This is a genomic window from Pseudomonas fjordensis (genome assembly GCF_976987115.1).
Genome location: NZ_OZ336860.1, coordinates 5,320,802 through 5,346,589 on the forward strand (window position 1 = coordinate 5,320,802; position 25,788 = coordinate 5,346,589).

General features: G+C 52.9%; 21 protein-coding genes, 4 pseudogenes and 1 riboswitch. Of the genes and pseudogenes, 11 read left to right on the forward strand and 14 right to left on the reverse strand.

The features are described 5' to 3' along the window. Positions 1 to 555: 555 nt before the first annotated feature. From ACWHXD_RS24280 to ACWHXD_RS24295, 4 genes are all read right to left on the reverse strand, one after another. Entirely contained in the window at positions 556 to 882 is a 327-nt protein-coding gene (locus ACWHXD_RS24280; RefSeq protein WP_019818112.1) for a DUF2790 domain-containing protein, read from the reverse strand. 149 nt (positions 883 to 1,031) lie between these two features. After that, positions 1,032 to 4,184 (reverse strand): CusA/CzcA family heavy metal efflux RND transporter, encoded by a 3,153-nt coding sequence (locus ACWHXD_RS24285; protein WP_024073371.1) that lies wholly within the window; start codon positions 4,182 to 4,184, stop codon positions 1,032 to 1,034. Positions 4,185 to 4,208: 24 nt separating this feature from the next. After that, positions 4,209 to 5,453: an efflux RND transporter periplasmic adaptor subunit gene (locus ACWHXD_RS24290; RefSeq protein ID WP_024073370.1), complete on the reverse strand. Its 1,245-nt coding sequence runs from the start codon at positions 5,451 to 5,453 to the stop codon at positions 4,209 to 4,211. 67 nt (positions 5,454 to 5,520) lie between these two features. Further along, positions 5,521 to 6,792, reverse strand: coding sequence for a TolC family protein (locus ACWHXD_RS24295; RefSeq protein ID WP_131672237.1), 1,272 nt, complete (start codon positions 6,790 to 6,792; stop codon positions 5,521 to 5,523). Positions 6,793 to 7,184: 392 nt separating this feature from the next. Between ACWHXD_RS24295 and ACWHXD_RS24300 the strand changes: the two genes are divergently transcribed. Both ACWHXD_RS24300 and ACWHXD_RS24305 read left to right on the forward strand, forming a co-directional pair. Continuing rightward, positions 7,185 to 8,528 carry an OprD family porin gene (locus ACWHXD_RS24300; protein ID WP_024073368.1) on the forward strand — a complete coding sequence of 448 codons (1,344 nt, stop codon included), beginning with the start codon at positions 7,185 to 7,187 and terminating at the stop codon, positions 8,526 to 8,528. Positions 8,529 to 9,023: 495 nt separating this feature from the next. Further along, positions 9,024 to 9,698 carry a heavy metal response regulator transcription factor gene (locus tag ACWHXD_RS24305; protein WP_019818115.1) on the forward strand — a complete coding sequence of 225 codons (675 nt, stop codon included), beginning with the start codon at positions 9,024 to 9,026 and terminating at the stop codon, positions 9,696 to 9,698. 761 nt (positions 9,699 to 10,459) lie between these two features. On the opposite strand, the pseudogene tnpC (ACWHXD_RS24310) reads toward ACWHXD_RS24305, so the two are convergent. Then, positions 10,460 to 11,304 (reverse strand): annotated as a pseudogene (tnpC, locus tag ACWHXD_RS24310) (IS66 family transposase); the annotation flags it as partial. Positions 11,305 to 11,537: 233 nt separating this feature from the next. Between tnpC (ACWHXD_RS24310) and ACWHXD_RS24315 the strand changes: the two are divergent. Further along, positions 11,538 to 11,819, forward strand: coding sequence for a DUF411 domain-containing protein (locus tag ACWHXD_RS24315; RefSeq protein WP_181125140.1), 282 nt, complete (start codon positions 11,538 to 11,540; stop codon positions 11,817 to 11,819). A gap of 124 nt (positions 11,820 to 11,943) precedes the next feature. On the opposite strand, the gene ACWHXD_RS24320 is transcribed toward ACWHXD_RS24315, so the two are convergent. The 4 genes from ACWHXD_RS24320 to ACWHXD_RS24335 form a co-directional block, all read right to left on the reverse strand. Continuing rightward, positions 11,944 to 12,342: a TFIIB-type zinc ribbon-containing protein gene (locus ACWHXD_RS24320; protein WP_073844972.1), complete on the reverse strand. Its 399-nt coding sequence runs from the start codon at positions 12,340 to 12,342 to the stop codon at positions 11,944 to 11,946. Between the two features lie 46 nt (positions 12,343 to 12,388). After that, a complete protein-coding gene (locus ACWHXD_RS24325; protein ID WP_024073364.1) occupies positions 12,389 to 14,848 on the reverse strand; it encodes a heavy metal translocating P-type ATPase in 2,460 nt (819 codons plus the stop codon). A gap of 514 nt (positions 14,849 to 15,362) precedes the next feature. Further along, positions 15,363 to 15,494 carry a hypothetical protein gene (locus ACWHXD_RS24330; RefSeq protein ID WP_024073362.1) on the reverse strand — a complete coding sequence of 44 codons (132 nt, stop codon included), beginning with the start codon at positions 15,492 to 15,494 and terminating at the stop codon, positions 15,363 to 15,365. A 265-nt stretch (positions 15,495 to 15,759) separates the two neighbouring features. Next, complete coding sequence (locus ACWHXD_RS24335; protein WP_024073361.1) at positions 15,760 to 16,194, reverse strand: MerR family transcriptional regulator; 435 nt, start codon at positions 16,192 to 16,194, stop codon at positions 15,760 to 15,762. A gap of 93 nt (positions 16,195 to 16,287) precedes the next feature. Between ACWHXD_RS24335 and ACWHXD_RS24340 the strand changes: the two genes are divergently transcribed. Beyond that, positions 16,288 to 17,250 carry an arsenic resistance protein gene (locus ACWHXD_RS24340; RefSeq protein WP_024073360.1) on the forward strand — a complete coding sequence of 321 codons (963 nt, stop codon included), beginning with the start codon at positions 16,288 to 16,290 and terminating at the stop codon, positions 17,248 to 17,250. Positions 17,251 to 17,288: 38 nt separating this feature from the next. On the opposite strand, the pseudogene ACWHXD_RS24345 reads toward ACWHXD_RS24340, so the two are convergent. From ACWHXD_RS24345 to tnpA, 5 genes and pseudogenes are all read right to left on the reverse strand, one after another. Then, positions 17,289 to 17,510 (reverse strand): annotated as a pseudogene (locus tag ACWHXD_RS24345) (transposase domain-containing protein); the annotation flags it as partial. 104 nt (positions 17,511 to 17,614) lie between these two features. Beyond that, positions 17,615 to 19,276 (reverse strand): group II intron reverse transcriptase/maturase, encoded by a 1,662-nt coding sequence (ltrA, locus tag ACWHXD_RS24350; protein ID WP_024073359.1) that lies wholly within the window; start codon positions 19,274 to 19,276, stop codon positions 17,615 to 17,617. A 578-nt stretch (positions 19,277 to 19,854) separates the two neighbouring features. Continuing rightward, positions 19,855 to 21,162, reverse strand: a pseudogene (gene tnpC / locus ACWHXD_RS24355) (IS66 family transposase); the annotation flags it as partial. A 61-nt stretch (positions 21,163 to 21,223) separates the two neighbouring features. Continuing rightward, positions 21,224 to 21,559: an IS66 family insertion sequence element accessory protein TnpB gene (gene tnpB / locus ACWHXD_RS24360; RefSeq protein ID WP_024073357.1), complete on the reverse strand. Its 336-nt coding sequence runs from the start codon at positions 21,557 to 21,559 to the stop codon at positions 21,224 to 21,226. Further along, a complete protein-coding gene (gene tnpA, locus ACWHXD_RS24365; RefSeq protein WP_073844970.1) occupies positions 21,556 to 21,888 on the reverse strand; it encodes an IS66-like element accessory protein TnpA in 333 nt (110 codons plus the stop codon). The genes tnpB and tnpA overlap by 4 nt, the downstream gene beginning before the upstream one ends. A gap of 193 nt (positions 21,889 to 22,081) precedes the next feature. On the opposite strand from tnpA, the gene ACWHXD_RS24370 reads away from it, so the two are divergent. From ACWHXD_RS24370 to ACWHXD_RS24400, 7 genes and pseudogenes are all read left to right on the forward strand, one after another. After that, positions 22,082 to 22,405, forward strand: a complete 324-nt coding sequence (locus ACWHXD_RS24370) for a DUF190 domain-containing protein (RefSeq protein ID WP_012723172.1) — start codon at positions 22,082 to 22,084, stop codon at positions 22,403 to 22,405. A 95-nt stretch (positions 22,406 to 22,500) separates the two neighbouring features. Continuing rightward, a riboswitch (Fluoride riboswitch) is annotated at positions 22,501 to 22,573 on the forward strand. Positions 22,574 to 22,653: 80 nt separating this feature from the next. After that, a complete protein-coding gene (locus ACWHXD_RS24375) occupies positions 22,654 to 24,000 on the forward strand; it encodes a voltage-gated chloride channel family protein (RefSeq protein ID WP_012723171.1) in 1,347 nt (448 codons plus the stop codon). Next, a complete protein-coding gene (locus ACWHXD_RS24380) occupies positions 23,997 to 24,362 on the forward strand; it encodes a hypothetical protein (RefSeq protein ID WP_012723170.1) in 366 nt (121 codons plus the stop codon). Before ACWHXD_RS24375 ends, ACWHXD_RS24380 begins: the two co-directional genes overlap by 4 nt. An 83-nt stretch (positions 24,363 to 24,445) precedes the next feature. Continuing rightward, a complete protein-coding gene (locus ACWHXD_RS24385) occupies positions 24,446 to 24,769 on the forward strand; it encodes a DUF190 domain-containing protein (RefSeq protein WP_012723169.1) in 324 nt (107 codons plus the stop codon). 42 nt (positions 24,770 to 24,811) lie between these two features. Further along, entirely contained in the window at positions 24,812 to 25,078 is a 267-nt protein-coding gene (locus tag ACWHXD_RS24390) for a hypothetical protein (RefSeq protein ID WP_012723168.1), read from the forward strand. A gap of 103 nt (positions 25,079 to 25,181) precedes the next feature. Continuing rightward, on the forward strand, positions 25,182 to 25,523 hold the full coding sequence (locus ACWHXD_RS24395) for a hypothetical protein (RefSeq protein ID WP_032657050.1): 342 nt from the start codon (positions 25,182 to 25,184) through the stop codon (positions 25,521 to 25,523). Positions 25,524 to 25,596: 73 nt separating this feature from the next. Further along, positions 25,597 to 25,758: pseudogene (locus ACWHXD_RS24400) on the forward strand (phosphopyruvate hydratase); the annotation flags it as partial. Between the last annotated feature and the right edge of the window lie 30 nt (positions 25,759 to 25,788).

Here is a 25,788-nt window from a genome sequence, read left to right on the forward strand (position 1 = left end):
AGTAACGACACCAATAATTACACCAATTAAGTATCAACTTACCAACCAGTGATCCATTTTCTCACGAGCGCCCATCAGTTTAAACAAGAAGCAACCTGCTAAACGTACGTGTCGTCGAGCTAAGCCCATATATTCAGTGTTTATTTTTGGTTGGGTAGCAAGCTAGTACGACCCAGAACTTGCTGCCACACCATCGACTTTCGTTTTTCGTTCAAAGCCTGAGGACTCACCTAAAGCAATTATCCGGAGTTAAGTCTTTAAGTAAGCCTAAGCCCCGAGCCAATTATAAACTTTCCAATAAACACCCTTATCAAGCCGCACTTCGACTGAGTCAGTGCTCATGCTTTGCCTGGATGTCACAGAAATCAGTTTTTTTCAAAATTCGCTGCTTCTGAGTGCAAATTCGCCGGCCTAAATTTTTTAGCTGGACTTGACTTACTTTTGGGGAGGGGGGCAAGGACTGACAATCTTTGGTTAAAACATGTCAAGGACCATAGAAAACGCCAGGCATCGCCTGGCGTTTTTCTATGGCCTCTAAAAATCCTATCGATGCATTCAATTTTTGTTGTTGACACATTGGGAAAACAAAGAATAACGAATCGTATTAAGCTCACCCCGCGAGTCTTCGTAGGTCATCAACCGTTGATACACCTCGCAAGTACGGGGATCCTGGGACTGACGCACAAATTTTGCAACATCAATCTTCATTCCATACTTGTAGTCCTGAATCTCTGGTATTGGCTTATTATTTTTCGCCGCATAGCTAGCCACGGCGTTCTGATGTTCCTGAATATATTGCAACTGCTTCTTTTCGGAAAACGTAGTAGCTTGTGAAACTATAGGCAAAACAGCTAGGGCTGCCGCAATGATAAGCTTTTTCATAAGGTCCTCTCAATATCAATCTTATTGGGAGTAACCTTATCAACTCACAGGCATCACCGGCATGACGGTAAACTTACAATTTTGAAAGGTGACAACAATATCCAGAATGAAAAGCCCACAACGTTGCTGTGGGCTTCTGTTATGGGCTATCAGCTACCCGCTTCATCACCATCATCATCTTTGCGGTGTGCCCATTGATACAGAGCAGGAAGCACCAACAGAGTAAGCACGGTAGACGAAAGAATCCCGCCAATCACCACTGTCGCCAGTGGCCGCTGAACTTCAGCACCGGTACCTGTTGCGAGAGCCATCGGGATAAATCCGAGGGATGCGACTAGGGCTGTCATCAGAACGGGCCTTAACCGTGTCAACGCGCCTTCATCTACCGCTTGCCGGAGGGTACGTCCTTCCTCCCGCAGCCCGCGGATAAAAGAAATCATAACCAGGCCGTTTAGAACTGCCACACCGGACAGCGCAATGAAGCCAACTCCCGCCGAGATAGACAGCGGGATATCCCGCAACCACAGTGCAACTACACCGCCGGTGAGTGCGAATGGAATTCCGGTGAAGACCAGCATGCCATCCTTCAAGTTGTTGAACATCAGGAACAGCAGTGTCATGACCAGAAGCAATGCGACTGGAACAACGATCTGCAGACGCTTGGCTGCTGATTGCAACTGCTCAAACTGGCCACCCCAGGTAGTCCAGTAGCCTGCTGGGATCTGCACAGTAGCCAGCGACTTAGTCGCTTCTTCAACGAACGAGCCTAGGTCACGGCCTCGAACGTTTGCACTAACTACTACCAGCCGTTTCCCATTTTCGCGGCTGATCTGGTTCGGGCCCAACTGCAAGTCAAGATTAGCGACTTGGGACAGAGGAATGAACCCTATCTGATTAGCATCCTGAGCAACATTAGCAGGCACAGGAATCAGCAAGCTGGACATACCCGCTACGTCAGTGCGCACGGTCTCAGGCAGTCGCACCACCATATCGAACCGACGATCGCCCTCATACAATGTACCTGCCTGGCGGCCACCCACAGCAATAGCAATTGAGTTTTGCACATCCGCGATGTTCAAACCGTAGCGTGCTGCTTTTTCGCGGTCGATGTTGATGGTTAACACAGGAAGGCCGGAAGTCTGCTCAACCTTGACCTCCGATGAGCCCGGTACCGCTTTAAGCGATGCCGCGATTTTGTTGGCGGTGCTGTTGAGCGCGTCCATGTCATCGCCAAAAACTTTCACCGCAACGTCACTACGCACGCCCGAAATCAGCTCGTTGAAACGCAACTGGATCGGCTGGGACAACTCATAGTTGCTTCCCGGGACACCTGCTGCGGCTTTCTGCACCTCAGCGATCAGCTCATCACGAGGCTTATTGGGATTTGGCCACTGATCCTGAGGCTTAAGCATTATGTAGGCGTCAGAGGCGTTAGGCGGCATTGGATCAGATGCGATTTCTGCAGTACCCGAGCGTGCGAACATCCGCTCTACTTCTGGGACCTGCGCTATTACCGCTTTCTCCAGGCGCTGTTGCATCTCGACGGACTGAGTAAGGCTCGTTCCGGGCACTCGCATAGCCTGCATCGCAAAGTCGCCCTCACTAAGGCTGGGAATGAACTCGCTACCCATACGACTTGCAAGTATACCGCTAAGTACGACCAGAGCTACTGCAGCCGAGAACGCAATGTTCCGGTGCCCAAGAACCCATTGCAGTATCGGCTCATAGCGCTGTCGGGCGGTGCGCATTACCACGCCCTCCTCTTCCTTGACCTTGCCAGTGATGAACATGGCGATAGCAGCAGGAACAAAGGTTACGGAAAGAATCATTGCCCCCAGCAGCGCCATTACGACAGTGAATGCCATGGGGTGGAACATTTTTCCTTCGACGCCGGTTAGGGCGAAGATCGGCAGATACACTACCATGATGATCAACTGGCCAAATATCAGTGGCCGGCGAGCTTCACCTGCAGCGGCAAAGACTTCATGGAAGCGTTCTGCTTTGGTGAGTATGCGACCATGCTTGTGTTGCGCATGAGCCAGTCGGCGGATCGCGTTTTCTACTATAACCACGGCACCATCTACAATAATGCCAAAGTCGAGTGCTCCCAAACTCATTAGGTTTGCACTAACCTTGTTGTTGAACATACCTGTGAAGGTAAATAGCATGGACAGCGGGATCACCATTGCGGTGATCAGTGCTGCGCGGATGTTGCCGAGGAACAGGAAGAGAATAGCAATTACCAGAATCGCGCCTTCCACCAAGTTCTTCTTCACCGTCGCAATGGCTTTTTCAACCAAGTTGGTACGGTCATAAACGGTCACAGCAACCACGCCCTTCGGCAGGGTGCGGTTGATGTCGGTCAATTTGGTGGCCACAGCTTGGGACACTGTACGACTATTTTCACCAATCAGCATAAATACGGTACCGAGTACTACTTCGCGACCATTCTCAGTAGCAGCCCCCGTTCGCAGTTCTTTACCGATGCTGACTTCAGCAACGTTGCTGATGCGAATCGGCGTGCCATCTACACTGGTAATTACGATGTTGGCAATATCTTCGATATTGCTTACCTGACCCGGCGCACGAATGAGCAACTGCTCACCATTACGCTCGATGTAACCGGCGCCCACGTTGGCGTTGTTGCTTTCCAATGCAACTACCAGGTCATTAAGTGTCAGCTTGTAGGTAGCCAACCGCTTCGGGTCCGGCGCAATCAGAAACTGCTTGGCGAAGCCACCGATGGTGTTGATCTCGGCAACACCAGGGACGTTGCGCAGCTGCGGCTTGATAATCCAATCCTGGATCACTCGCAGGTCGGTGGGAGTGTAAGGAGTACCATCTTCTTTGAGTGCGCCATCTTCCGCTTCAACGGTCCACAGGAAGATTTCACCAAGCCCGGTGGATACAGGCCCCATGACGGCCTCGACCCCATCTGGCAACTGTTCCTTTGCAACCTGCAAACGCTCGTTAATGAGTTGGCGGGCAAAAAAGATGTCAGTACCGTCTTTGAAGATCACGGTGACCTGTGACAAGCCGGAGCGAGATAGGGATCGGGTTTGCTGAAGGCCCGGAAGACCGGCCATGGCCGTTTCAACTGGAAACGTGATCCGCTGTTCGGTTTCCAACGGCGAGTAACCAGGGGCGCCAGTGTTAATCTGCACCTGGACGTTTGTGATATCAGGCACCGCATCAATGGGCAGTTTTTGGTAGCTGTAGATACCTATACCGGCCATGATTAGAACTGCGATCATTACTACGATGCGCTGCTCAATGGCGAATCTGATGATACGTTCAAACATAAGAAATCATCCTGTAAATTCGCATCAGTGGCCATGCTCGGCAGACGCTTTGCCAAGCTCAGACTTGAGCGTGAAGCTGCCACTGGTTGCCACTTGGGCACCCGATTGGAGGCCTTCGGTTATTTCCACATAGCCACCGGCACGGCGACCTAGAGTTACCCTGCGAGTGTCGAAGCCCTCAGTGGTCCTCACGAAAACTGCAGTTTTTTCCTCGACGGTCTGCACCGCTGACTCTGGAACAGCTACAGCAACTTGATCAGTTTGTGACGTGACTGCGATGCTCACGAACAGCCCCGGTCGCCAGGCCCCATTGGGATTGGTCAGAGTGACACGGACGGGCGCTGCACGATTCTGCTCGCCCAAAAGGCTGCCTACGTAACCCACCTTGCCCTCGACCTCAGCCTTCATGTCAGGAGAAGAAACCTTTACCGAGCGGCCAGTCACGACCTTTCCGAGATCGCCAGGAGGAACCGCGAAAGTTGCCCACACCTGATTAAGATCGGACAGGATGAAAGCATTGGTTGCCTCGCTGACCACCTCACCGACGGTCAGGTGCTTTTCCACTACAACTGCGTCGAAAGGCGCACGCAGTTCATAGCGGTTACCGCCTGCAGAATTGACCGAAGCGCCGATTGCTCCGACCTTTTGCTTAGCGTTGGCCAGTGATATTTCAGCTTCTTGCAAAGCTTGTCGCGCCTGAAGGTAATCTTGCTCGGCGGAGATTTTGTCCTGCCACAACTGCTTCTCGCGGTCAAAAGTCAAGCGTGCCAACTCAACACGTCGCTGTGCAGCTTGTTGCTCACTGCGCATATCCGAGATCTGTTGACTGGCAATCACCGCAAGGACTTGGCCCTTCTTGACCGACTCGCCCAGGTTCGCCTGAACGCTTTCAACAACTCCAGGAACGCGAGGTACCACATGTGCGGTGTGGTCCTCATCAAACCGTATTTCGCCAGGAAAAGTCACAATAGTGCTAATCTCACGGGGAGCAGCTGCTTCCAGAACGACGCCCGCAGCCTCAATCTGCTCGGCGCTAAGCGTCATCTTGCCCTCTTCCTCATTGGCATTTTCGCTGTGGCCTTCCTCACCGTGACCTTCATCCCCCCCGTCTTTAGCAGGTGCTACAGCAGTTCTCTCATGGCCATCTTCAGTGCCATGTTCGGCCTTACTGACTGGAGGCTGCTCGGAACTGGAGTTCCAGGCGAAACTGCCAAATCCGAGGACTGCCACAGCGATTACCGCGAGCGCGATCTTGCGTTTGTTATCCATTGCTACTCCTGCTGATCTTAGGTACCGGCTTATTCAAAGACGCATACAAGGAAAATGCCTGGCCTGTTCAGCGCGTATTGGCAGTCAAGCCGACGTCGCCATACACCCTTTCCACTTGAGCACGCGCATTGGTCGCAGCCGCCAAAGAGTCGAGGTACTGGCCACGAGCAACTATCAAGGTGCGCTGAGCATCCAGCACTTCGATGAAACCGAATTTGCCCATCTCAAATCCACGAGTTGCGGTATCCACGGCCTGTTGAGCTGAAGGCAGGATCGTCTTGTCATAGGACTCGACCTCCTGCATGGCGGTAGCCCACTGATTCACTGCGGTTTGAGTTTCGGAACGTAGCCTGAGCTCAACAGCGTTTCGCTGGTCTCGGGCCTGATCTGCGCGGCGAGAAGCGGAAAGAATGTTGCCCTGATTGCGATCAAACAGCGGTAAAGGCATCGACAGCCCCACGACATTGACCCTCTCGCGAATAGAGCGGTCGTATTGGCTACCAACACTCACGGTGAGATTCGGGATGCGCTGCGCCTTTTCCGCGCCTAGTGAGGCATCGCTCTTATCTATTTGAGCAAGCGCTTGACGCATATCTGCGGTTTGATCGAGCTTCGCCAGTAATTCTGTAGCTTGCGGCGGCTTGCCGGGAGATAGGTCTGGCGAGTCAAGACGATCAAATGCAGTGACCGAACTGCCTATTAACTGGGCCAATTGCTGGTAAGCCGTTGACTTCAAGGTTTCAGCGCGCCTTACCTGTAACTTGGCTTCAGCCAGTTGCACCTGAGCGCGCGTGGCTTCCACCGGCGAGGACTTACCGGCACGCACCCGTCCATCGACGATGCGCAGACCGCGTTCGGTGAGCTCCAATGATTGTTTTGCCAGATTCAAGCCGGTCTGAGCTCTCAAAGCAGCGTAGTAAGATTGAACAACATCTGCACGAAGGCTATTGACTCGACGGTCCAGCTCTAACTGCGCGACGCTTTGACCGTAGGTTGCAACCTCGACACGAGCACGTCGCTTGCCACCCAACTCTAACGGCTGACTAAGCGCGACAGTCGTCGTGCTGGTATTACGACGGGTGTCTTCTACTTGATAAGAAATTTCAGGATTGGGGATGAGTCCAGCCTGCTTGCGCACTCCTTCAGAGATTCCGATCTCTTGACGTGCTGCTGCAAGATCGGGGTTAGCGTCTATTGCCGTCGAAAGCGCTTCAGCCAGACTGAGACTCTGGGCAAATGCGGCAGGCACCCACAATCCAGACAAGACCATACAGAACACAAAGACTTTCAAAGGAAAGATGGGGGTTTTAGATAAAGCAATGTGATTATACCAGGGCACTTTGATAGTCCTCATGCACAAACTTTGATAAAGCTTGGCGAGAACGCCTAAACAGCTGCCAAGCTCCTCTGGATCAGGTGATGGCACTCTAATCAGCGATCACTATCAGAGGGGTGGCTATAAAATTACAATTTCGTTAGAAACCCTGGGGGGATAGTCGAAATAGAAAGCTTTCAGGCGAAACGCAGGGATTTAGTGAAAAAGATTCTGGAAGCCCTGCAACGGTGGAAATACCTGATAACAGAATTGTAATCACCCCGTCACCGACTCGTTATCTTTGATCTGCAAATATGACCCAGGCGCTATTCTAAGTGCTCCACCGGGCCAAAACAACAGACTATACCCGCGTAGGTAAATCATAATAAAAACTGCCGTAATCAAAGGAGCATCGCATGAGACACAAAGTAACTTTGTATTTGGCTGCGGTTTCAGCTTTTTCTGGAAGCTATGCCCTCACGGCACAAGCGGAAGGTAAACCAGAAGGTTTTATTGAAGGTAGCAGCCTTACTGTTCTAAACCGCAACTTCTATTTCAATCGTGATAATCGTGATGCATCTGCGCCGACTTTCAACAGCGGCAAAGGCAATACCAACGGTTATTCCGAAGCTTGGGCACATGCGATAATCACTAAATTCAACTCTGGTTTTACGCAGGGCACTGTGGGCTTTGGTATAGATGCGTTTGCAATGATTGGCATCAAGCTTGATACTGGTGGCGGGCGCAACGGTGGCCGTAGCAGCTTTGACGTGCTGCCTGTTAACGGTGACGGCGAAGCACGTGATGAATACACTAAGGTGGGTGGAGCAGCGAAGTTTCGGCTGTTTGATACTGTCGTAAAGGTTGGAGATGTTTTCCCCGCAACACCCGTCGTGGCATCGGGAGATTCTCGCTTACTCCCTGAAAGTTTCCGCGGCGTGACGGTCGAAAATAGTAGCATTCAAGGCCTAACCTTGCAGGGTGGTCGACTGCATGCGATGAGCCAGCCTGGTTCCAGCAACTTGAACGATAACTTTGCCACATTTTATGCCGGCCCGGTCAACTCGCCTTGGATTGGGTACGGCGGCGGTGATTACCAAGTCAACGACAACATCACGGTGAGCCTTTACGCCAGCCAATTGAAGGATGTTTGGAATCAATACTATGCCGGTAGCAGCCTCACTTACCCACTCAGCGATGATTTGACGCTTATCGGCGGATTCAACTACTACAAAGCTGTAGATGAAGGCAAGAAGCGCCTGGGCGAATTCGACAACAATATATGGAGCGCCAAGCTCGGCGTCCGGTACGGTGCGCATACTCTTGCACTGTCTCATCAGCGAAACAATGGCGATGACGACTTCGACTACCTTCGTCAATCAGACTCAATCTTCGTTGACAACTCAATACAGTACAGCGACTTCAACTCACCGAAGGAACGCTCTTGGATGCTGCGCTACGACTTGAACATGACCAGCTACGGTATTCCGGGGCTATCGTTCATGACTCGTTATGCCAGAGGTTCTGGTGCAGACTATTCGAACGCCAATCAATTCTATATGCGCACTGATGGTAACGGCGATCCGCTCACGAATCAAAAACGTTGGGAGCGTGATATTGAAGTCAAATACGTCGTACAAACAGGTGCGGCGAAAGATCTTTCCTTGCGATTACGTCAAGCAAATACTCGTGCCACTGCATTCGAATCGGACTTGGATGAAGTACGCCTGATCGTTGAATATCCACTTTCGATACTGTGAGCCCTAAACAAGATCGATTTATTCATGTGACTCGCCTAAAACAAAAATAGCGAGCTTAAAGAATTCACCTTGAGTTGCTTAAATGCTCCTTTGGTAAAAGGTGAATATTTTGCGCCCCCCTGGGGCGCTTTTTTTTACCTAAAATTCGAGTAAATCTTCGAGTACGCGCACCGCGTCCCGATGGAGTTCATGACTGCACCAGTGACCGCCTTCTTCAGCATGAGAAAAATCGCCCTCATCTGCACGGAATAAAATGGCCATAATAAAAAAAACAACCCAACATTTCATAAGGTCAATTCAGCAGTAGAGAAATAACCCGCAACTGGTTGGTCCGAGCCACGATATAATATATCGCGATGTTATCAAGTGTATTGCTCACTGATTACAAGTACGTTATTTAGCCCCCACCCAAGTGGTTTTGAATTATCATTCCTGCCAATGATGACAGCGCATTCGCGTAGTTAAAACAGCTCAGTCATATCGAGACAAAATCCAATGCGAATTCTGGTAATTGAGGACGAAGTAAAAACTGCCGAATATGTGCGCCAAGGCCTTACGGAGAGCGGTTATATCGTGGATTGCGTACATACCGGATACGACGGGCTTTTTCTGGCCAAACAACATATGTACGAGTTAATCATCCTAGATATCAACCTGCCGGAGATGGATGGGTGGCAGGTACTTGAATTGTTGCGAAGAAACAATTGTCTTTGTAGAATTATGATGCTTACTGCTCGAAGTCGCTTGGTTGATAAAATCAGAGGACTAGAGAATGGTGCAGATGATTACCTAATTAAGCCTTTTGAATTCCCGGAACTGCTTGCTCGAGTTCGCGCACTGATGCGCAGGTCTGATAATCCAGCATCTGTTGAGATCATTCGCGTAGCCGATCTGGAGCTGGATCAAAGCCGTCATAGGGCGTTTAGAGACGGTCAGCGTATCGACTTAACAACGAAGGAATTCGCACTTCTGCACTATTTAATGAGAAATACGGGAATTGTCCTGAGTCGTACACAGATCATATCTCAGGTATGGGACATGAATTTCGACTGCGATACAAATGTTGTAGAAGTTTCAATTAGAAGATTAAGAGCCAAGATGGATGATCCTTTTGAAAACAAACTGATACATACACTCAGAGGCGTAGGATATGTTCTAGAAAAACGCTAGCGTGCTGTTCTTGAAGCAATCACATACGCTCCTGTGATTTCGCCGACTCACGGGCACTTCAGGTTTCATCCAAGTTTGTCTTTCACTTGGCGCTTCTGGCCTACCGCGTCGGATATACATTTCGGCGCGCAAAAAACTTGCTAATCGAAGCTTTCAACTCGCCTACCGGTCCAAAACCGTGGTGCGAAAAAACACCATACCCCCCCGAAACAGCGCTCGATAATGCTTATCCACAAGCTGGATTTCAGTGTCCAATGTATGTGGAAGCGTTCAGACCCGCTTTCACTTTAGGTATTTGTGAGTAACGTAGTTGCCGATGATAAAGTGTAGTTCAAGGAACGTGGATTTTTATCAGTTGATACTCTCATAATCTGGTGAGACGAACTACGTGACGGTGCCACGGCGCACATATCCATGTAGTTGCGTGTGGATATGATAAATCTACCGGGGCATGAAGCCTAAGCATGCCATGGAGTGGACAATACGGTCGTGACTTAAAGGTCGCATACTCTATGATCTCTGAAGGCGAGCAAGTGAATCACTCCGGCTCTCTAGATACCTTGCAAGCTCATTGCATAACGCTTTTAAACTCTACAGTGAAAGCTACATATTGAAACGATTACGGCGTTTTGCGTTGATGGTTGACGATATTCGACACCTCCCCTTGCCGTCGGGTTAAGCCGTCACACTTGCTCAATCGTCAGAACTTTTGCATTAGCTTGAGTATCGCCATAAGCGTCCGGGCATCACGCCTTGCGTGATTAAAAAGATTGCGGCAGCAACTGATCGATTTCACTCGCCCGCTGCGTCGGCAGCCGCGTGAGAGCATCCTTCAGATATGCATACGGATCATGACCATTCAGGCGCGCAGACTGGATCAGACTCATGATCGCTGCCGCACGTTTTCCGCTGCGTAAGGCCCCTGCAAAGAGCCAGTTCTTGCGCCCAAGGCCCTATGATCGGATCTGGTTCTCTGCCCAGTTATTGTCTATGGGTACAGCCCCGTCATCGAGGTAGCGCGACAGCGCTGCCCAGCGTTCGAGACTGTAATCGAGTGCTCTGCTGATGGCTGAGACTTCAGGCACGAGGTCACGCTAGGCAATCAACCTGGCGTGCAGCATATTCATCACCCGTACAGCTTTTTCTTGCCGTATTCGGAGTCGTAAATCCGGCCCCAGATCGCGACTTCGCTTTCAATTTCGTACAACAACTGGATATAACGCAGAGCTTGCTCCGCAAGCGTGCTTTTATTCTTAGCGTGCAGCTCAAAGAAATTACGTTGCGCATGAGCCATTCACCCGATCTCGGTCACGTCTAGTTCGAAGCTGGCTTTGTAACCGACACAATCATCGCAGACCAGCTTGTCCTTCCAGTCATTCAGGAAGTTGCGAGCGTGTTCTCCGGCGCGGCTAGGGCTGAAGTCGTGAACCACCGCTGCCGCGTCCGAGAACTGGCTGGTGGCATAGGACCAAATATAAGAACTGTGGGTTTTCTTAGTTCCCGGCATGAGCATTTGCACAGGTGTCTCATCGGCTTGAATAATCTGCTGCCCGAGAACCACGTCGCGCAGCGCATCAACCAGCGGCTGGAACTGAACCCCAGTCACGGCCATCTGGCCACCGTCGGTGAGGCTATGCACGCTAACTCCTCCTCTCTTTCTCTTCGTTAAGTAGCATCAGCCATGAATTCATTCAAAAAGACCGTTCAAGTCATTGCACTCGTTGCAACGCTAAATGCAGCCTCATTGTTACAGGCAGCGTAATCAATTGCCGTCTACAAAGCCCCTAACTGTGGCTGCTGGACCAGGTGGATCGCTTATCTGAAGGAGTGGTCGACTATATGGAAAACAACATTAGCGATATGAACGAGAAGCTCGGCGTACCCGTAAATCTGGCGTCGTGCCACACGGGAGTTGTAAGTGGGAAATTCGTCGAAGGCCATGTTCCGGTCACACAAATTGCTGAACTAAGTCGACGAGCCAATCTGGACGGAATAGCTGCCTTCGGTATGCCCGTGGGATCGCTCGGAATGGAGTCAGGTGACCGACGCAGCGCCTACCCGGTAATTGGGATGAGCAAGTCAAGGGGAGAGACGGTTTTACAGGATTTTCGGGCCCGCTAGTGGCTGAGGAACCGCTCTACTAAACTGGTTGAATACCGGATACCGGGTTTCGAAAAAGCTACAGCCGGCTGATCAAATCTTCCGGCTGGAGTCTGATTAGCGGATCGCTGTATCCAAGCAAATATTAGTCGAAAATTTCCCGTAAAAACGATTTCTTATGATAAACCTGCTCTTCCTGATGCCTCGACTGATTCTGATGGCCGTTCTGATATCCGTCCCGCCAACCACCACCGTGACCAGGCTGCGGCGCGGAGTGGCCGTGCTTAGTGCCGCGTTTGTTGTCATGGTGGCCAGAAGACGGCTGGGCATACACAGGTTCAGACGGAGGTGTACCTTGCAGCGACTGAGATACGCTCTGTGGAAGAAAACGAGCTTCTTGTTCTTCCTGCTGGCTACGCTCGATGATCTTGTCGAGTTCTCCCCGGTCAAGCCAAACACCTCGACATTGCGGGCAATAGTCGATTTCAACGTTTTGACGTTCCGACATTACCAACAGTACTTCTTTGCAAACTGGGCAGTGCATGGTTCTCTCCTCCAGCGAATGAGCTATATAAAACGCAGCAGCCATTTCACCGACGCAGCAGCCGCAAGCCATTGAATACGACGAGCAAGCTCGCCCCCATGTCGGCGAAAACGGCCATCCACAATGTCGCGAAACCAGAGAGAGCCAACGCCAAGAAGACAACTTTTATGCCCAGAGCCAAAATGATGTTTTGCTTTAGAACCGAGGCGGATCGGCGACTCAGGCTGATAAAGTACGCGATTTTTCGAGGGTCGTCGTCCATGATCGCAACGTCAGCTGTTTCGAGAGCTGTCGCTGTCCCTGCGGCTCCCATTGCGAAACCTATATCGGATTGCGCTAAGGCGGGGGCGTCATTAACGCCGTCACCAACCATCCCAACGGCGCCATATCTGCGTTTGAGTTCAGCGACTGCAGTCTGCTTGTCCTCTGGCATCAGATTTCCACGGGCATCCTCGATGCCCAATTGCTCAGCGATCGACCTCGCCGTCGCAGGATTATCCCCAGTCAGCATTACTGGAACCACGTTCAAAGCCTTCAAAGCAGCCACAGCTTCAACACTCTCCGGTCGGACTGTGTCTGCGACCGCGAATATCGCGGCGGGGCCGCTATTGCCGCATAGCACGATCACCGTTTTGCCAGTTTCCTCAAGCCGTGAAAGTCTGGCCTCCAGCTCCGAAGAACACACGCCCAACTCCTCAACCAAACGATGGTTGCCTAGATGCCAAAGATGACCGTCGATCGTGCCTTTCACGCCTCGGCCATTTAGCACACTGAAGTCACTGACAGGCAGAGCCACAGCGCCAGGCTGCTGCGATTTCCACCCATTGACCAATGCTTTCGCTACTGGGTGGGTACTTTGCTCATCAAGACTCGCAGCAATCAAAGTTGCCTTCTCGATAGACAAGTCACTGAATATATCTGAGTCAGTCAGAACTGGCTTGCCCTGAGTCAACGTGCCTGTTTTATCCAGAGCAACCACCTTCAGCAGGCGCCCGCTTTCCAGGTAGGCACCACCCTTGATCAAGATTCCATGCCGTGCGGCTGCGGCAAGACCACTCACAACAGTGACAGGCGTTGAGACGACCAAGGCACAAGGACACGCGATGACCAACAACACCAGGGCCTCATACAACCATTCACCCCACGTACCACCAAGCAGCACTGGGCCTAAAACGGCAACAAGAAATGCCACCGCCACTACGGCTGGGGTGTAATACCGTGCGAACTGGTCAACGAACCTCTGCGTCGGCGCCCGCTGAGACTGCGCATCCTGAATCGCGGCAGCAATACGAGCGAGCGTACTTTCGCCAGCGACTGCCGTGACAGTCGCCTCCACGACGCCGTCTGTCACGATACTGCCAGCATATAGCGGATCCCCCTCTGCCTTATCTACTGGCAAGCTTTCACCAGTGATAGGGGCTTGGTCGAGAGCAGCACGACCAGATTCCACCCTCGCATCCAGCGGTACCCGCGACCCTGTGCGAACACGAATACGGCTGCCGAGAACGACATTCTCAACCGGGTGTTCTTTCCAGCCAGCTTCGGTCATGACTTCCGCAGTCTCAGGAGCTAATGCAGTCAGCGATTTAATCGCGTTACGCGCTCGCTCAAGTGAGAGTGCTTCGATGGCTTCGGCAATAGCGAAAAGGAAAACCACCATCGCGGCTTCCGGCCACTTGCCAATCACCATGGCACCCAAGACAGCCAAAGACATCAAGAAGTAGATGTTCAATGTGAAGTTCTTTACAGCGATCCACCCCTTCTTCAGAGTTGGTAGACCAGCAGTAAGAATGGACAGCGCAGCCAAGGACATTACAGGCAAAGAACCCTCCTGTCCGGTCGTCCAAGCGATCACTTCAGCGGCGATGGCAGCTAGACCGCTGACCGCCAGCAGCCCTTTCAAGCGCGTCGTCAGAGCAGGTGAAATGGCATTCGGGGTTGCGCCGGCCTCGATGAGATTGGGCCCCATATCCAGCGCGGTCAAAGCGATGACTATCGCCTTCGGATCATCCAAGCGATGATGCACTGTCAGCTCACGATCCAACAGATTGAAATCAAGTCGTGCGATGCCAGGCATCGGCTCTAAGCGATTACGAATTAGCCGCTCTTCGGTAGGGCAATCCATCTTATCAATGCGATACCGAACCAGGGTCGTGCCTTCTGGCTCAGCCATGGCCGAATGTGAAGTCACCGCCCCTGCGGAATCCACTTTGCTCAAACAGCAATGGTCGGCATCGGAATGGGCTTGAGCTGAAGTGCCATGATCGTGTGCGCTATGGTCTTGATTATGGTCGGTGGACTTGGCTCCACAAGGCTGAGAATCCTTCGAACCGCACGCATGCGATCCCGTTCTGCCCAAGCTCTCGGCGTGATCAGGCCCATGCTCAACATGATGTGCACGAGAATGAACCTGTTTGGCGAAGGTCTCGCGGGGGTCAGCAGAACAGCAATCGTCCGACTTCGGCACGAGGTGCAATTTGGCTTTCGACGGGTTTTCCTGGCTCATGACGCATCTACCAATAAGGATATGGCGTCATTGAACAGCCTGTAGTAGCTACAGTGTCAAGCAATGAGTTTGAAATTTCGACTGGGCCGAGGGCGCCGCTCGAGTCTACGTCCCTCAGTGCGAGCGCCTGATAGCTGCATGCTGCGATGCATCAGCCAGGTTGGTCAGCACCTCAAATGCCCACTCAGCTTTCACCCTGGGAGTCATGCATATCGAGCAAGTCGTCAATCGCGTTGTGAAGCCTACGAGTAAACGTTTGGAGAAATCCGCCATGATGGTTTTCGACGCCATTGGCATGTGTCGGCTGTAGACCTCTCTAAGCGCTCATTACCATCGGTAGCCGACAGGGTTAAGGGTAGAAATATCCAGAAAGCTCCTCGACACAGTCGCACCAGCATGTCCTCCTCAACAACCCTACTACAAGCTTTTCGGCATTAATTAGGAGATGCCCACTGGAAATCCGGTGACACCTGCTAACCGAGAATAAAACCCCGCCATGTCTGGCGGGGTCTCATCAATCACCCTTCTTGTGCTTATGCACGTCCAGGTCGGGATGCTTAGGCTTGTTCTCGGGGGTTACACGGCGACGCTGGTCTGTCTTGCCGGTTGATTCGGCAATTGGCTTGGGCCCAGGTTTGATGGCCATAGAACTTGCTCCTTCAGTTGATAGGTATATGCCCTGGCAAACGTCTGCCGTGTAAGCGTTCGCTCAGTACGGTCACGAGATTGAGGGCCCCAAACACTATAGCTTGATATTTTTATGCCAGCAGTGGCGCACCACTTTAGTAAGCGTCTGCCGAACACATCTTGCACCAGCCCGTTTGGTGTAGACGGACGCTCGAAAGACCCTGTCGAGACTATCGCGCTATTCGGTTTCAATGGCAGCTTGCTCCCCTATGCTCTTGACTCGTCTAGGAGCAGCAACCAGAGCGAGCCCCAGCAGCGGGTTCGAACAGTGACTCAATAATCGTACAGTCTGGAGTGTTCGAGCCTAGGCATCTTGACTCACACGTGCCTGCCATTGAGAGCAGCTCTATCCGGATCTGCAGGAGCTTAGCTACCTTAGATTCCACTTCTGCCAAGTGCTTCTTGACCACCGACAACGCATCAGCACACGGACGATCAGCATCTGCCGCGAGCGCAATGAGTTCGCGGATATCGTCGAGTGGAAAGCCCAGTTCACGATTCTGCCTGATGAAGATGAGTCGTGACCGATGCTTTTCGGTATAGATTCGATGCCGCCCTGTCGACCGTAGGGCCGGAGGGAGAAGGCCTATTTTCTCGTAGTAGCGAATCGTTTCAATGTGGCAACCCGTTGATTTCGACAGCGCTCCGATTCCTGACATCCAAACTCCCCAAGCATTTTCTTGAACCTGTAGTAGCTACAGATATTAACCTGCTCAATCGAAAAATGATTTCACGCGTTTTAAGGGCATTCCGTGGACAGAGAACAGCTAGAGAAGAACCAGATTCCCGTTTACTTCGTCGCGGTCATTGTCGCGGCTATCGGGGGCCTGCTCGCACCTGATGCCTCTCAAGCGTTAGGTGCGTTGGTGACACCAGCCATCGCTGTGCTGATGTACGCCATGTTTCTGCAGATCCCATTCTTGGATCTTCGCAAAGGGCTTGCAAACAAGCGTTTCATGACCGCGCTGCTGACCGCCAATTTCGTCGCCATCCCCCTGTTGGTTTGGGCGTTGACGATGGGCCTAGCCGACCACCCGGCGATTTTGGTGGGCGCACTATTGGTCTTGCTGACGCCTTGTATCGATTATGTTGTTGTGTTTACCCATATCGGTAAGGGCGACTCCAAACTGACTCTGGCGGCAACACCATTACTACTCGTGCTTCAGCTTGTGCTACTACCCCTCTATCTAGCCTTCATGGTGAGTGATGACTCGGCGGTGGTTATATCGGTCGGCCCATTTGTTGAGGCCTTCGTAGTGCTGATCGCTTTACCCTTGGTCTTGGCAGTAGCAACAGCTGCCGGGGCAAAGGGGTCACGCATCGTTGAGGGCTGGAACAATGTATGGGCTTGGATGCCTGTGCCAGCTATGGCGGCTGTATTGGTCGTAGTGATCGGCTCTCAGATTTCAACGGTGGTCAGAGACATGGACAAGCTGCTGCCTGTTATTCCCGTCTACATTGGTTTCATGCTCTTGGCACCCGTGGTGGGTGCGCTGGTGGCTCGGGCGTTTAAGTTACCGGCTAGCACGGCAAGATCTGTCGCTTTCAGCAGTTCGACACGAAACTCATTGGTAGTTCTACCATTGGCATTGGCCTTGCCCGAGGAAATCAGAGGGCTCGCTGCGGCAGCAGTGATTACTCAAACGCTGATTGAGTTGGTCAGCGAACTAATTTACATCCGAGCAATTCCTGCTTTGGTGTGGCGCAAAATGTAGATGCCAGGGAAGACATAAGCACAAAACACCCTGCGCGATTAAACAGGTGCCCACCTGTGCGGCAGCAGCTTGTTAATCTCACTCGCGCGCCGCGTCGGCAGGCGCGTGAGAACATCCTTTAGATAGGCGTACGGATCATGGCCATTCAGCCGCGCTGACTGGATCAAGCTCATGATCGCCGCAGCCCGTTTTCCGCTGCGTAGCGACCCGGCGAAGAGCCAGTTCTTGCGCCCAAGAGCCCATGGCCGGATCTGGTTGTCGGGTAGTCAGACGCGGTTGCCCGCGTCCAACCCCCTAAGAACCGTGCATGCGAGTTTCCCAGCACACGGCTCAAGCCTCTGCTAAGGCGCCATTGGGCACCCGGTTATACATCGTCGACATTGGCAAATTGCACATCTCGTGGGCAACGCAGGTGGTAAATCTCAAGATTAGCCGCAGCGTCCGTCCCGCCATGACCTAGCTTCACAATATGGCGACTGTGCCACGGTGTGTCTTTGGTCACCGGCTTGAAGCAGGCGCAGCACCTGCCGCCCTGTTGCACCCATACCCGATACAGCTTGGCTCGACCTTTAACGGAAGTGAGCATCTTCTTGCCCCAGCGGGACTCGAAGTACTCATCCCATGCAGGGTCGTGAGGGTTGGCAGCAGCCTTAATCTTGATATGTCGCACAATCGGTGTGTCTGAGGCGTCTACTAGCGTGTACTGACGCTTCCGACCATCGGCGGATTTTTCAGTACACGAGAACACCCAACGGCGCGCCCCTTGTACTTTGAAATACCGATCCTTCACCCATCGGCGTGTCTTGCGAGGGTGGCGACGTACCGCCCATCGCCAGAGCATTTCCCACACTGCGCTGTCCACCTGGTTGAAGACCTTCTTGGCGACGACATGACTGTGATAGTTCGCCCAGCCCCGTAGAACCGGGTTGAGCAAACCTATCAAGTTAGCCTGTCGTATCGTTTTGTTGGTCTTGATCAACTCTCGCAGCTTGGCAAGTAGAGCCCCGATGTTCGCCTTGGACGGCTTGATCAGGAGCTTGCCGTTGTACTTGCGCAGGTTCCATCCGAGGAAGTCGAACCCGTCCCCTATGTGCGTTATCTTGGTTTTTTCCGGAGAGAGGACAAGTCCACGCTCTGCCAGAAATTCAACCACGGCGGGCCTGACTTCATTCTCCAGCCATTCTTTCGAACAACCAGTGATGATGAAATCATCTGCATAACGCACCACGCGCATTTTTCGGGCTGTCCACTTCGCGTTGGGAAATCTCTTCGCCAGCATCGCTTCCAACCCATCCAGCGTCATGTTCGCCAACCCCGGGGATATGATGCCTCCCTGCGGGGTTCCGGCGTGGCTGGGGAATAGCTGCTTTTGGTAGACATAACCAGCCCGGAGCCATTTCTGCAAAATCGCCTTGTCCATGGGAATGTTGGCGATCAACCAGTCATGGCTGATATTGTCGAAACAGCCTTGAATGTCGCCCTCTAACACCCATTCCGCGTTTGCTTTTCGTGACAGCACACCAAAGCACTGTGCGACGGCATCCGCAGTTGAGCGTTCCGGCCTGAACCCATAAGAGTTCGGGTCGCCGGTAGTTTCCGCTATCGGTTCCAGAGCCAGCAGATGAAGCGCCTGCATGGCCCGGCATTTCATCGCGGGAATTCCAAGAGGTCTCGTTTTGCCGTTTTTCTTCGGAATAAGCACTCTCCGAAGCGGGAGCGGCGAGTAACCTCGCCGCGTCAACGACTCTATCGCGCCGAGCTTGGCCCTAGGCGTATTCCAAGTAACCTTGTCCACGCCGGGGGTATTTTTGCCTTTGTTTTCAGACACCCGTTTCACAGCAAATGCCTTGCCACTGAACGAGTGAGTCAGCAGCCATTGCAGGGCTTTCACCTTGTTATGTCTGCCATCTTGTACAGCCTTCACAATACGCGCTTGCAGCCCTCTGACACGACGTTGTACGGCGATCCAATCGATGCTGTCCCACGACGTGCCGGAAGGTGCACACGCCAATGCTGCTGCGTTCATTTGCTCTCCTTCCGTTGAAAGGGTTCTACCTACTCTCGTGTGAAGAGAGACCATGAGGACGTCTGCCCGCTTTCGCGTGAAGTGATGTTTCAACCTCTATCCAACCCATTACAGGACGGCGTTCGCTTTTTCCTCGTTCCTTCGCCCGCACCGCCATGGGCAATTTTTACAAACGGCTTTCCCTGACGGGAGCGATACGGGATTTCCACGTTCCGCTTACTGAAGTGCGTCGGGTTAGGTGCCTGCTATCGACCGGGAGGCATGTGGGTCACGAATGCGTAGTAGAAAGACGCAGTTCCCACCTCCATTACCATTTTGGTTCGAGCGTGTAAGCCATTTCCGCTCGCTTAATTTAACGATCGTTGCGCAGATTCACGTGTGTTCACCATACCAACTATCTAGCACTTGTCCGGCCATGGCTGCCAGAAGGGTACGCCTCTCACGATTGGTACCCCGCACCTTGCGGCGCCTCGTAACATTGTCGAAGGCGCTCTTGATTCAGCCTTCTAGATTCACCCGGTGACACGGGTGGTTCCCACCAAGGGGGAACAACTTCATTAAGCGACTTCGTGTCGCACCTCCGCCCAATTATTATCAATGGGAACCGCCCCGTCATCGAGGTAGCGCGACAGCGCTGCCCAGCGTTTAAGGCTGTAATCGAGCGCTCTGCTGATGGCCGAACCTTCGGGCACAAGATCACGCTGCGCGTTCATCCAGGCATGCAGCCTATCCTTCACCGGTACGGCTTTTTCTTGCCGTATTCGGCGCCGTAAATCCGGCTCCAGGTCTCTGACTTCTCTTTCGATTTCGTACAACAACTGGATATAGCGCAGGGCTTGCTCGGCGAGCGTGCTTTTATTCGTAGCGTGCAGTTCAAAGAACTTGCGCCGTGCATGGGCCATGCAGCCGATCTCGGTCACGCCGAGTTCAAAGCTGGCCTTGTAGCCGCCAAAATCGTCGCAGACCAACTTGCCATTCCAGTCCTGAAGGAAGTCGCGAGCATGCTCTCCGGCGCGACTGGGGCTGAAGTCATAAACCACCGCTGCCACATCCGAGAACTGGCTGGTAGCGTAGGACCACACATAGGAGCGGTGGGTTTTCTTTGTTCCCGGCATGAGCATCTGCACCGGTGTTTCATCTGCGTGGATGATTTGTTGCCCAAGCACTACTTCGCGCAGCGCATCGACCAGCGGCTGCAACTGAACTCCGGTCACGCCAACCCATTGAGCCAAGGTTGAACGTGGAATCGCCAAGCCCGCTCGACCTAAGATCGATTCCTGACGGTAAAGCGGCAGATGGTCAGCAAACTTGGCGATCATGACGTGTGCGAGCAGGCCCGAAGTCGGGATGCCCTTATCAATGACCTGCGGCGGAACCGGTGCCTGGATCAGCGTTTCGCAGTTATCGCAGACCCACTTGCCACGGACATGGCGTTCGACGGTGAACACGCCGGGCGTGTAGTCCAGCTTCTCGCTAACGTCCTCACCGATGCGCTTCAGGGCGCAGCCGCATGGGCGGTGAGTGTTGTCCGGTTCGTGATGGATCAACGTTCGCGGAAATTCTGCCGGCAATGCCGTGCGCTTGGGCCTTAGCTTTTCCTCGGTCGCCTCTGGTGCTATTTGCAACGCCTGAAGCTCGGCCTCAATCGCCGCGATATCAGTATCGATCAGGTCATCTAGCAGGCTGGCCTGTTCAGGATTCATCTGCTCGCTGCGCTTGGCAAACTTCAAACGCTTGAGCTGGGCGATCTCGTGGGTCTGTTTCTCAATGACTGTTTGATCACGGTTGATTTTCTTGCCCATAGTGTCGACTTGCGAGAGCAACTGCGCTGCGAGGACGCGCAGTTGATTGGGAGACAGTTGGTCGAGATTGGGCGAAGAAGTCATACGCCGGACTTTGCCAGAGCGGGCGTTTCGCGACGATAGACCGATAGGCTAATGGCTGCCGTTAAAGCAGTGTGATCGAGCCTCCAGAACCTGCGCGTTGCCATGGCAGCCCCAGCAACAACGTTTGAAGTTGCTCGGCATCCAGTTCCATCTCAGGACCATGGCGGATGCCAGGCCAGTGGAACTTGCCTTGGTTTAACCGGCGCGCCGCCAGCCATATTCCGAAGCCGTCATGCACCAGCACTTTCATGCGATTGGCGCGGCGGTTGGCGAACAGATAAGCGCAGTGCGGCTGCGCCGCACCGAACACCGCGATCACCTTGGCTAGCGCCGTTTCGGTGCCTGCGCGCATGGCCATCGGTTCGGTGGCGAGCCAGATGGAGTCGATGTGAATCATCGCAGAATATCTCGAAGAAAAGTCGCGCAGGCGGCAGCACTTTCAGTGGGCCAGTCCACTTTGATGATGGCGCGCGGGTGCTGTATTTCAACGCAGATATTCGATGATGCTGGATGGGAGTTCGCCCCCGCCAGCGGCATGGCTAACGGAATAAATGCAGGTGGGTGTGCCGGAATTTTCTGCGTTTGCAGCCGAATCCATTTGTGGACGAGGTTTGCGTTGAGGCTATGGCCGAGCGCGACGCTGGCAATCGAAGCGCCTGGTTGGGCGCACTCTTGAATGATCTGGGCTTTGAAGGATTTGGAATAGGAACGGCGTGTTGGCTGCATGAAATACCCGCTTGAAAGGCTAGAATTTGGGCAATTGCATGAACTTGACCAGCCATTTGCATTCGACTTGACCAGTCGTTTGCATCCGACTTGACCAGTGCGCATGATGCCAGTGTGAATCCTGCCCGGGTGGCAATGACGGCTGCCGGGCTTCTGTCCTATCAAATAATCAGCACGCGCTTAGGAGAGGAACATGAAAGGTTTTCTGGTCACTTTCTTTACTCAACAGAATCGTCGCTATCAGGGAAAGATGCTCGGCGACTGGATCGTTGATTTGGCGAAAGAAATGGGACTGCGGGGTGCGACTCTGTCCACAGGTATCGAAGGCTTTGGGCATACCGGCCGGCTGCATTCCTCGCATTTTTTTGAACTAGCGGATCAGCCTACCGAAATTCGTATGGCCATTACCGAGGACGAATCTGTGCAGTTATTCAAGCGATTGGAGCTTGAAGATATCTCGTTATTTTACATAAAAACCCCAGTTGAGATGGGCTTCGCCGGAACAGAAGTCACCTAGTCTGGCCTGCTTTCATAAGCGGTGACTCGAAGACGCCTACGCTTGCCTCGTGCTCCGAAACACGATTTTACATTTTGGACAGAGCTCGCTAAGATCGGCTCATTGGAGATGGCATTCCTCCATTAACCAACCGCTGTGCCCGTAGCAGCTGATGATGCCTACAGAAACCTGATCAACCAGGTCTGTAGGCGTTCGCGCCCAGAATCCCCTTTTTGGTCAGGCCCACTTACATTTTTGTGGCTGGCCAAATGTCTAAATTTCGACGACCTGAACAACTCGACTTACTGCCCTATATTGCGAAATGGCTTGCGCTTGCTGGTCTTGTAGCTCTTTTGGCAGGCTCTGCCTCTGCGTTATTCCTCCTTTCTTTGGATCATGCCACCCAGTGGCGAGAAGCCCATCCCTGGGTGCTCTGGCTCCTGCCAGTTGCTGGCTTTGCCGTGGGACTTGCGTATCACCTGATAGGCAAACCAGTTGATGCCGGAAACAACCTGATCATCGATGAGATCCACGATCCTAAAAAGACTATTCCCTTGCGCATGGTGCCGATGGTGCTAATCGGAACCGTGGTTTCCCACCTCTTCGGTGCATCTGTGGGACGTGAGGGAACGGCGGTGCAGATGGGCGGCGCTCTTGCGGATCAATTGACGCATGTCTTTCGGCTACGCCGCGAAGATCGCCGGGTGATTCTCATGGCCGGTATCAGTGCTGGCTTTGCGTCCGTCTTCGGCACCCCTCTTGCCGGGGCTTTGTTCGGACTTGAAGTGTTGGCCATCGGACGCATGCGTTACGACGCGCTTTTCCCTTGCGTGGTTGCGGCAATCGTTGCTGACCAGGTGGGGAAAGCCTGGGGAGTGGTTCATACGCATTACGTCATTGGCGAAGTGGTTCCCGTGCAGCTCTGGAGCGTCATGGCTGTGGTCGCCGCTGGGATTATCTTCGGCCTCACTGGCCTGCTATTCGCGACGACCACCCATAAGCTAGGGGCTTTCGTTAAACGACTTATCTCCTATTCGCCATTACGACCATTCGCCGGCGGCCTTCTGATCGCAGTGGCAGTGTGGGCGCTTGGTAGCAACCATTACACCGATGTCGATAAGTACATCGGACTGGGGATTCCGAGCATCGTCCAATCCTTTCAAATGCCAATGGCTCCTTGGGACTGGCTTGGAAAGATGTTGTTCACCGTTGTCTCCCTGGGGACTGGATTCAAGGGCGGCGAAGTCACTCCGCTGTTTTACATTGGAGCCACCTTGGGGAACGCGCTAGCGCCCCTCTTACATCTTCCCTTCGGCATGCTGGCTGGTATCGGTTTTGTCGCTGTCTTCGCTGGTGCAGCTAATACGCCACTGGCAACCATTGTCATGGCCATGGAGCTCTTCGGGCCTGAAATTGCTCCGCTTGCAGCCATTGCCTGTATCGCAAGTTACCTCGTATCCGGGCATACCGGGATCTATCACGCCCAGCGCGTCGGTCACAGCAAGCATCACCGTCCTCTGCCGAAGGAAATCCGGCTCTCCGATATCAAGCAATTTCATGCTCAAAGTGAATCCGCCAGCGAGCGCAAAGTGACTTTTATTGGGGAAGAGAAATGACCGAACATCGCCAAGATCGCCTGACAGCTTTGCAGCTCTATTTCCCTGGCGCTAGTCGGGCTCGAGTTACAAATTTCTGGCATCACCTGAGTGCGCCCGCACTTGCCCAACACCTTCTTAAAGTCGCGCAGAAAGCCAAGATTGATCAGGTCATGCTCAAACCGATTTCTGCGGGCTATTTGACGGGCCATCGCATTTCCCATCATCACCCGGAGCTTGGTGATATGCGTCATCCGCAGTGTCTGGAATTGCTGGATACAGAGGTCAAGCTGCGCACCTTCCTGCGCGACCACGCTGACGAGTTGCGCAAGGTGCGAGCAGTTCTTCTCTTATGCGAGTTACCGCTCAGTGAAGCCTTGTAATTCAGTTCGAAGAAACAGTTCGCAAATGAAGAGGCATAGCCGACTAACCGTTGGTCGCTCTCGCCACATTAGAGGATGTTGCCATGAATGGCTTTCAACTGACGTTTTTCACTGAACAGAGTACCAACTACCAGCATCTTCCACTCGGGGAGTGGCTGGTTGAGTTCGCCAAACGAGAGGGCATGTTGGGAGCGACGCTGGTGAGCGGTACGGAAGGCCTGGATCATTTAGGACATTTGCATACCGCGCATTTCCTCAGCGGTGCTGATCATCCGGTCACAGTGACGATATCCACTGATGAGCCCGGGTGCGAGAAGTTGCTGGAAGCATTGGCCAAGGAGGCGTTTTCGCTGAGCTTTATCAAATTGCCCATCGAGTACGGTCGAGTGGGCCAGGCGAAAAGCTGAAAACCACGGTTTGTTGGACAACCAGTAAAAAGGATAAACGCCATGTACCGAATTTATAACCTGCGTCCACAGCCAGCCCCCGTCAACTGGGCTCGTGACAACAGGCCGCTCCTCGTAGGACTGGTTTTTTGGGCGCTTTTTTTGGCGGGCATTGCAGGCAGCCAAAAGGTATCGAGCGAGGGTTGGTACATCGTCACCTCGCTCGAAGGCGCCTTGGTCACGATGCGCATGCCCAGTGAGAAATCCTGCAAGGCAGACGTGACCATCACCTGCGTACCTGGCTACGAGCTGAGAGCACAGCAACGTTGAACGTTACGAGCGCGATGGTGGTGGGCAATCCAAAGATGAGATTGCGAAATGGAACTCACCGACGTCGGCTCATCAAAACCACTTTAGAGAAATGGGATACCACATGAGCGCAGTGATGCTGAGCATCGTATTCGGGCTTGTGATGGGCAGGCTTTTTACAGGATCCGTCTATGAATTCGTCGCGCTTTTCATCGTAAGCATTGGAGTGTCGTTGCTGACGTTTCATCTGCTAGATCAAAGGCGGGCCATGCTACAAGCCCAGACTGCGTACTGCTGTTCTGTGATGGTTGCGTCAAACCAAATGCTGGAGCTTTTCCAGATGGCAAAGGGAGGGCAATTCATGCCCTTGGTGGGAGAGATTCCTGAGCTAATTATTGGAGGCTTCTTGGTTCCCGCAATTGCGGTGTCGGCAGTGCAGCTGTTCAGAATACTCATGGAGAGCTGACTTCCGAAATCGAGGCCTCTCGACTTATTCACATGGTTAATGACGTTCCCGAATCGTCCCTTGGAGAAAATCAATGAAAACGCAAATCCAGGCTATTCATGCACGTGAAATTCTCGATTCACGCGGTAACCCTACCGTTGAAGTCGACGTCACCTTGGAGTGCGGAACACTGGGCCGGGCTTCAGTCCCGTCCGGTGCCTCTACAGGCGCTCACGAAGCTGTTGAGTTGCGTGACCATTGTCAATGGCCATTAATTTTGACCCAC

Excerpts from the sequence above, each read along its gene's own strand:
- ACWHXD_RS24280 (WP_019818112.1), bottom strand. The coding sequence starts at position 882 with ATGAAAAAGCTTATCATTGCGGCAGCCCTAGCTGTTTTGCCTATAGTT.
- ACWHXD_RS24285 (WP_024073371.1), bottom strand. The coding sequence starts at position 4,184 with ATGTTTGAACGTATCATCAGATTCGCCATTGAGCAGCGCATCGTAGTA.
- ACWHXD_RS24290 (WP_024073370.1), bottom strand. The coding sequence starts at position 5,453 with ATGGATAACAAACGCAAGATCGCGCTCGCGGTAATCGCTGTGGCAGTC.
- ACWHXD_RS24300 (WP_024073368.1), top strand. The coding sequence starts at position 7,185 with ATGAGACACAAAGTAACTTTGTATTTGGCTGCGGTTTCAGCTTTTTCT.
- ACWHXD_RS24305 (WP_019818115.1), top strand. The coding sequence starts at position 9,024 with ATGCGAATTCTGGTAATTGAGGACGAAGTAAAAACTGCCGAATATGTG.
- ACWHXD_RS24315 (WP_181125140.1), top strand. The coding sequence starts at position 11,538 with ATGGAAAACAACATTAGCGATATGAACGAGAAGCTCGGCGTACCCGTA.
- ACWHXD_RS24320 (WP_073844972.1), bottom strand. The coding sequence starts at position 12,342 with ATGCACTGCCCAGTTTGCAAAGAAGTACTGTTGGTAATGTCGGAACGT.
- ACWHXD_RS24325 (WP_024073364.1), bottom strand. The coding sequence starts at position 14,848 with ATGAGCCAGGAAAACCCGTCGAAAGCCAAATTGCACCTCGTGCCGAAG.
- ACWHXD_RS24330 (WP_024073362.1), bottom strand. The coding sequence starts at position 15,494 with ATGGCCATCAAACCTGGGCCCAAGCCAATTGCCGAATCAACCGGCAAG.
- ACWHXD_RS24335 (WP_024073361.1), bottom strand. The coding sequence starts at position 16,194 with ATGTCAGGAATCGGAGCGCTGTCGAAATCAACGGGTTGCCACATTGAA.
- ltrA (WP_024073359.1), bottom strand. The coding sequence starts at position 19,276 with ATGAACGCAGCAGCATTGGCGTGTGCACCTTCCGGCACGTCGTGGGAC.
- tnpB (WP_024073357.1), bottom strand. The coding sequence starts at position 21,559 with ATGATTCACATCGACTCCATCTGGCTCGCCACCGAACCGATGGCCATG.
- tnpA (WP_073844970.1), bottom strand. The coding sequence starts at position 21,888 with ATGCAGCCAACACGCCGTTCCTATTCCAAATCCTTCAAAGCCCAGATC.
- ACWHXD_RS24370 (WP_012723172.1), top strand. The coding sequence starts at position 22,082 with ATGAAAGGTTTTCTGGTCACTTTCTTTACTCAACAGAATCGTCGCTAT.
- ACWHXD_RS24375 (WP_012723171.1), top strand. The coding sequence starts at position 22,654 with ATGTCTAAATTTCGACGACCTGAACAACTCGACTTACTGCCCTATATT.
- ACWHXD_RS24380 (WP_012723170.1), top strand. The coding sequence starts at position 23,997 with ATGACCGAACATCGCCAAGATCGCCTGACAGCTTTGCAGCTCTATTTC.
- ACWHXD_RS24385 (WP_012723169.1), top strand. The coding sequence starts at position 24,446 with ATGAATGGCTTTCAACTGACGTTTTTCACTGAACAGAGTACCAACTAC.
- ACWHXD_RS24390 (WP_012723168.1), top strand. The coding sequence starts at position 24,812 with ATGTACCGAATTTATAACCTGCGTCCACAGCCAGCCCCCGTCAACTGG.
- ACWHXD_RS24395 (WP_032657050.1), top strand. The coding sequence starts at position 25,182 with ATGAGCGCAGTGATGCTGAGCATCGTATTCGGGCTTGTGATGGGCAGG.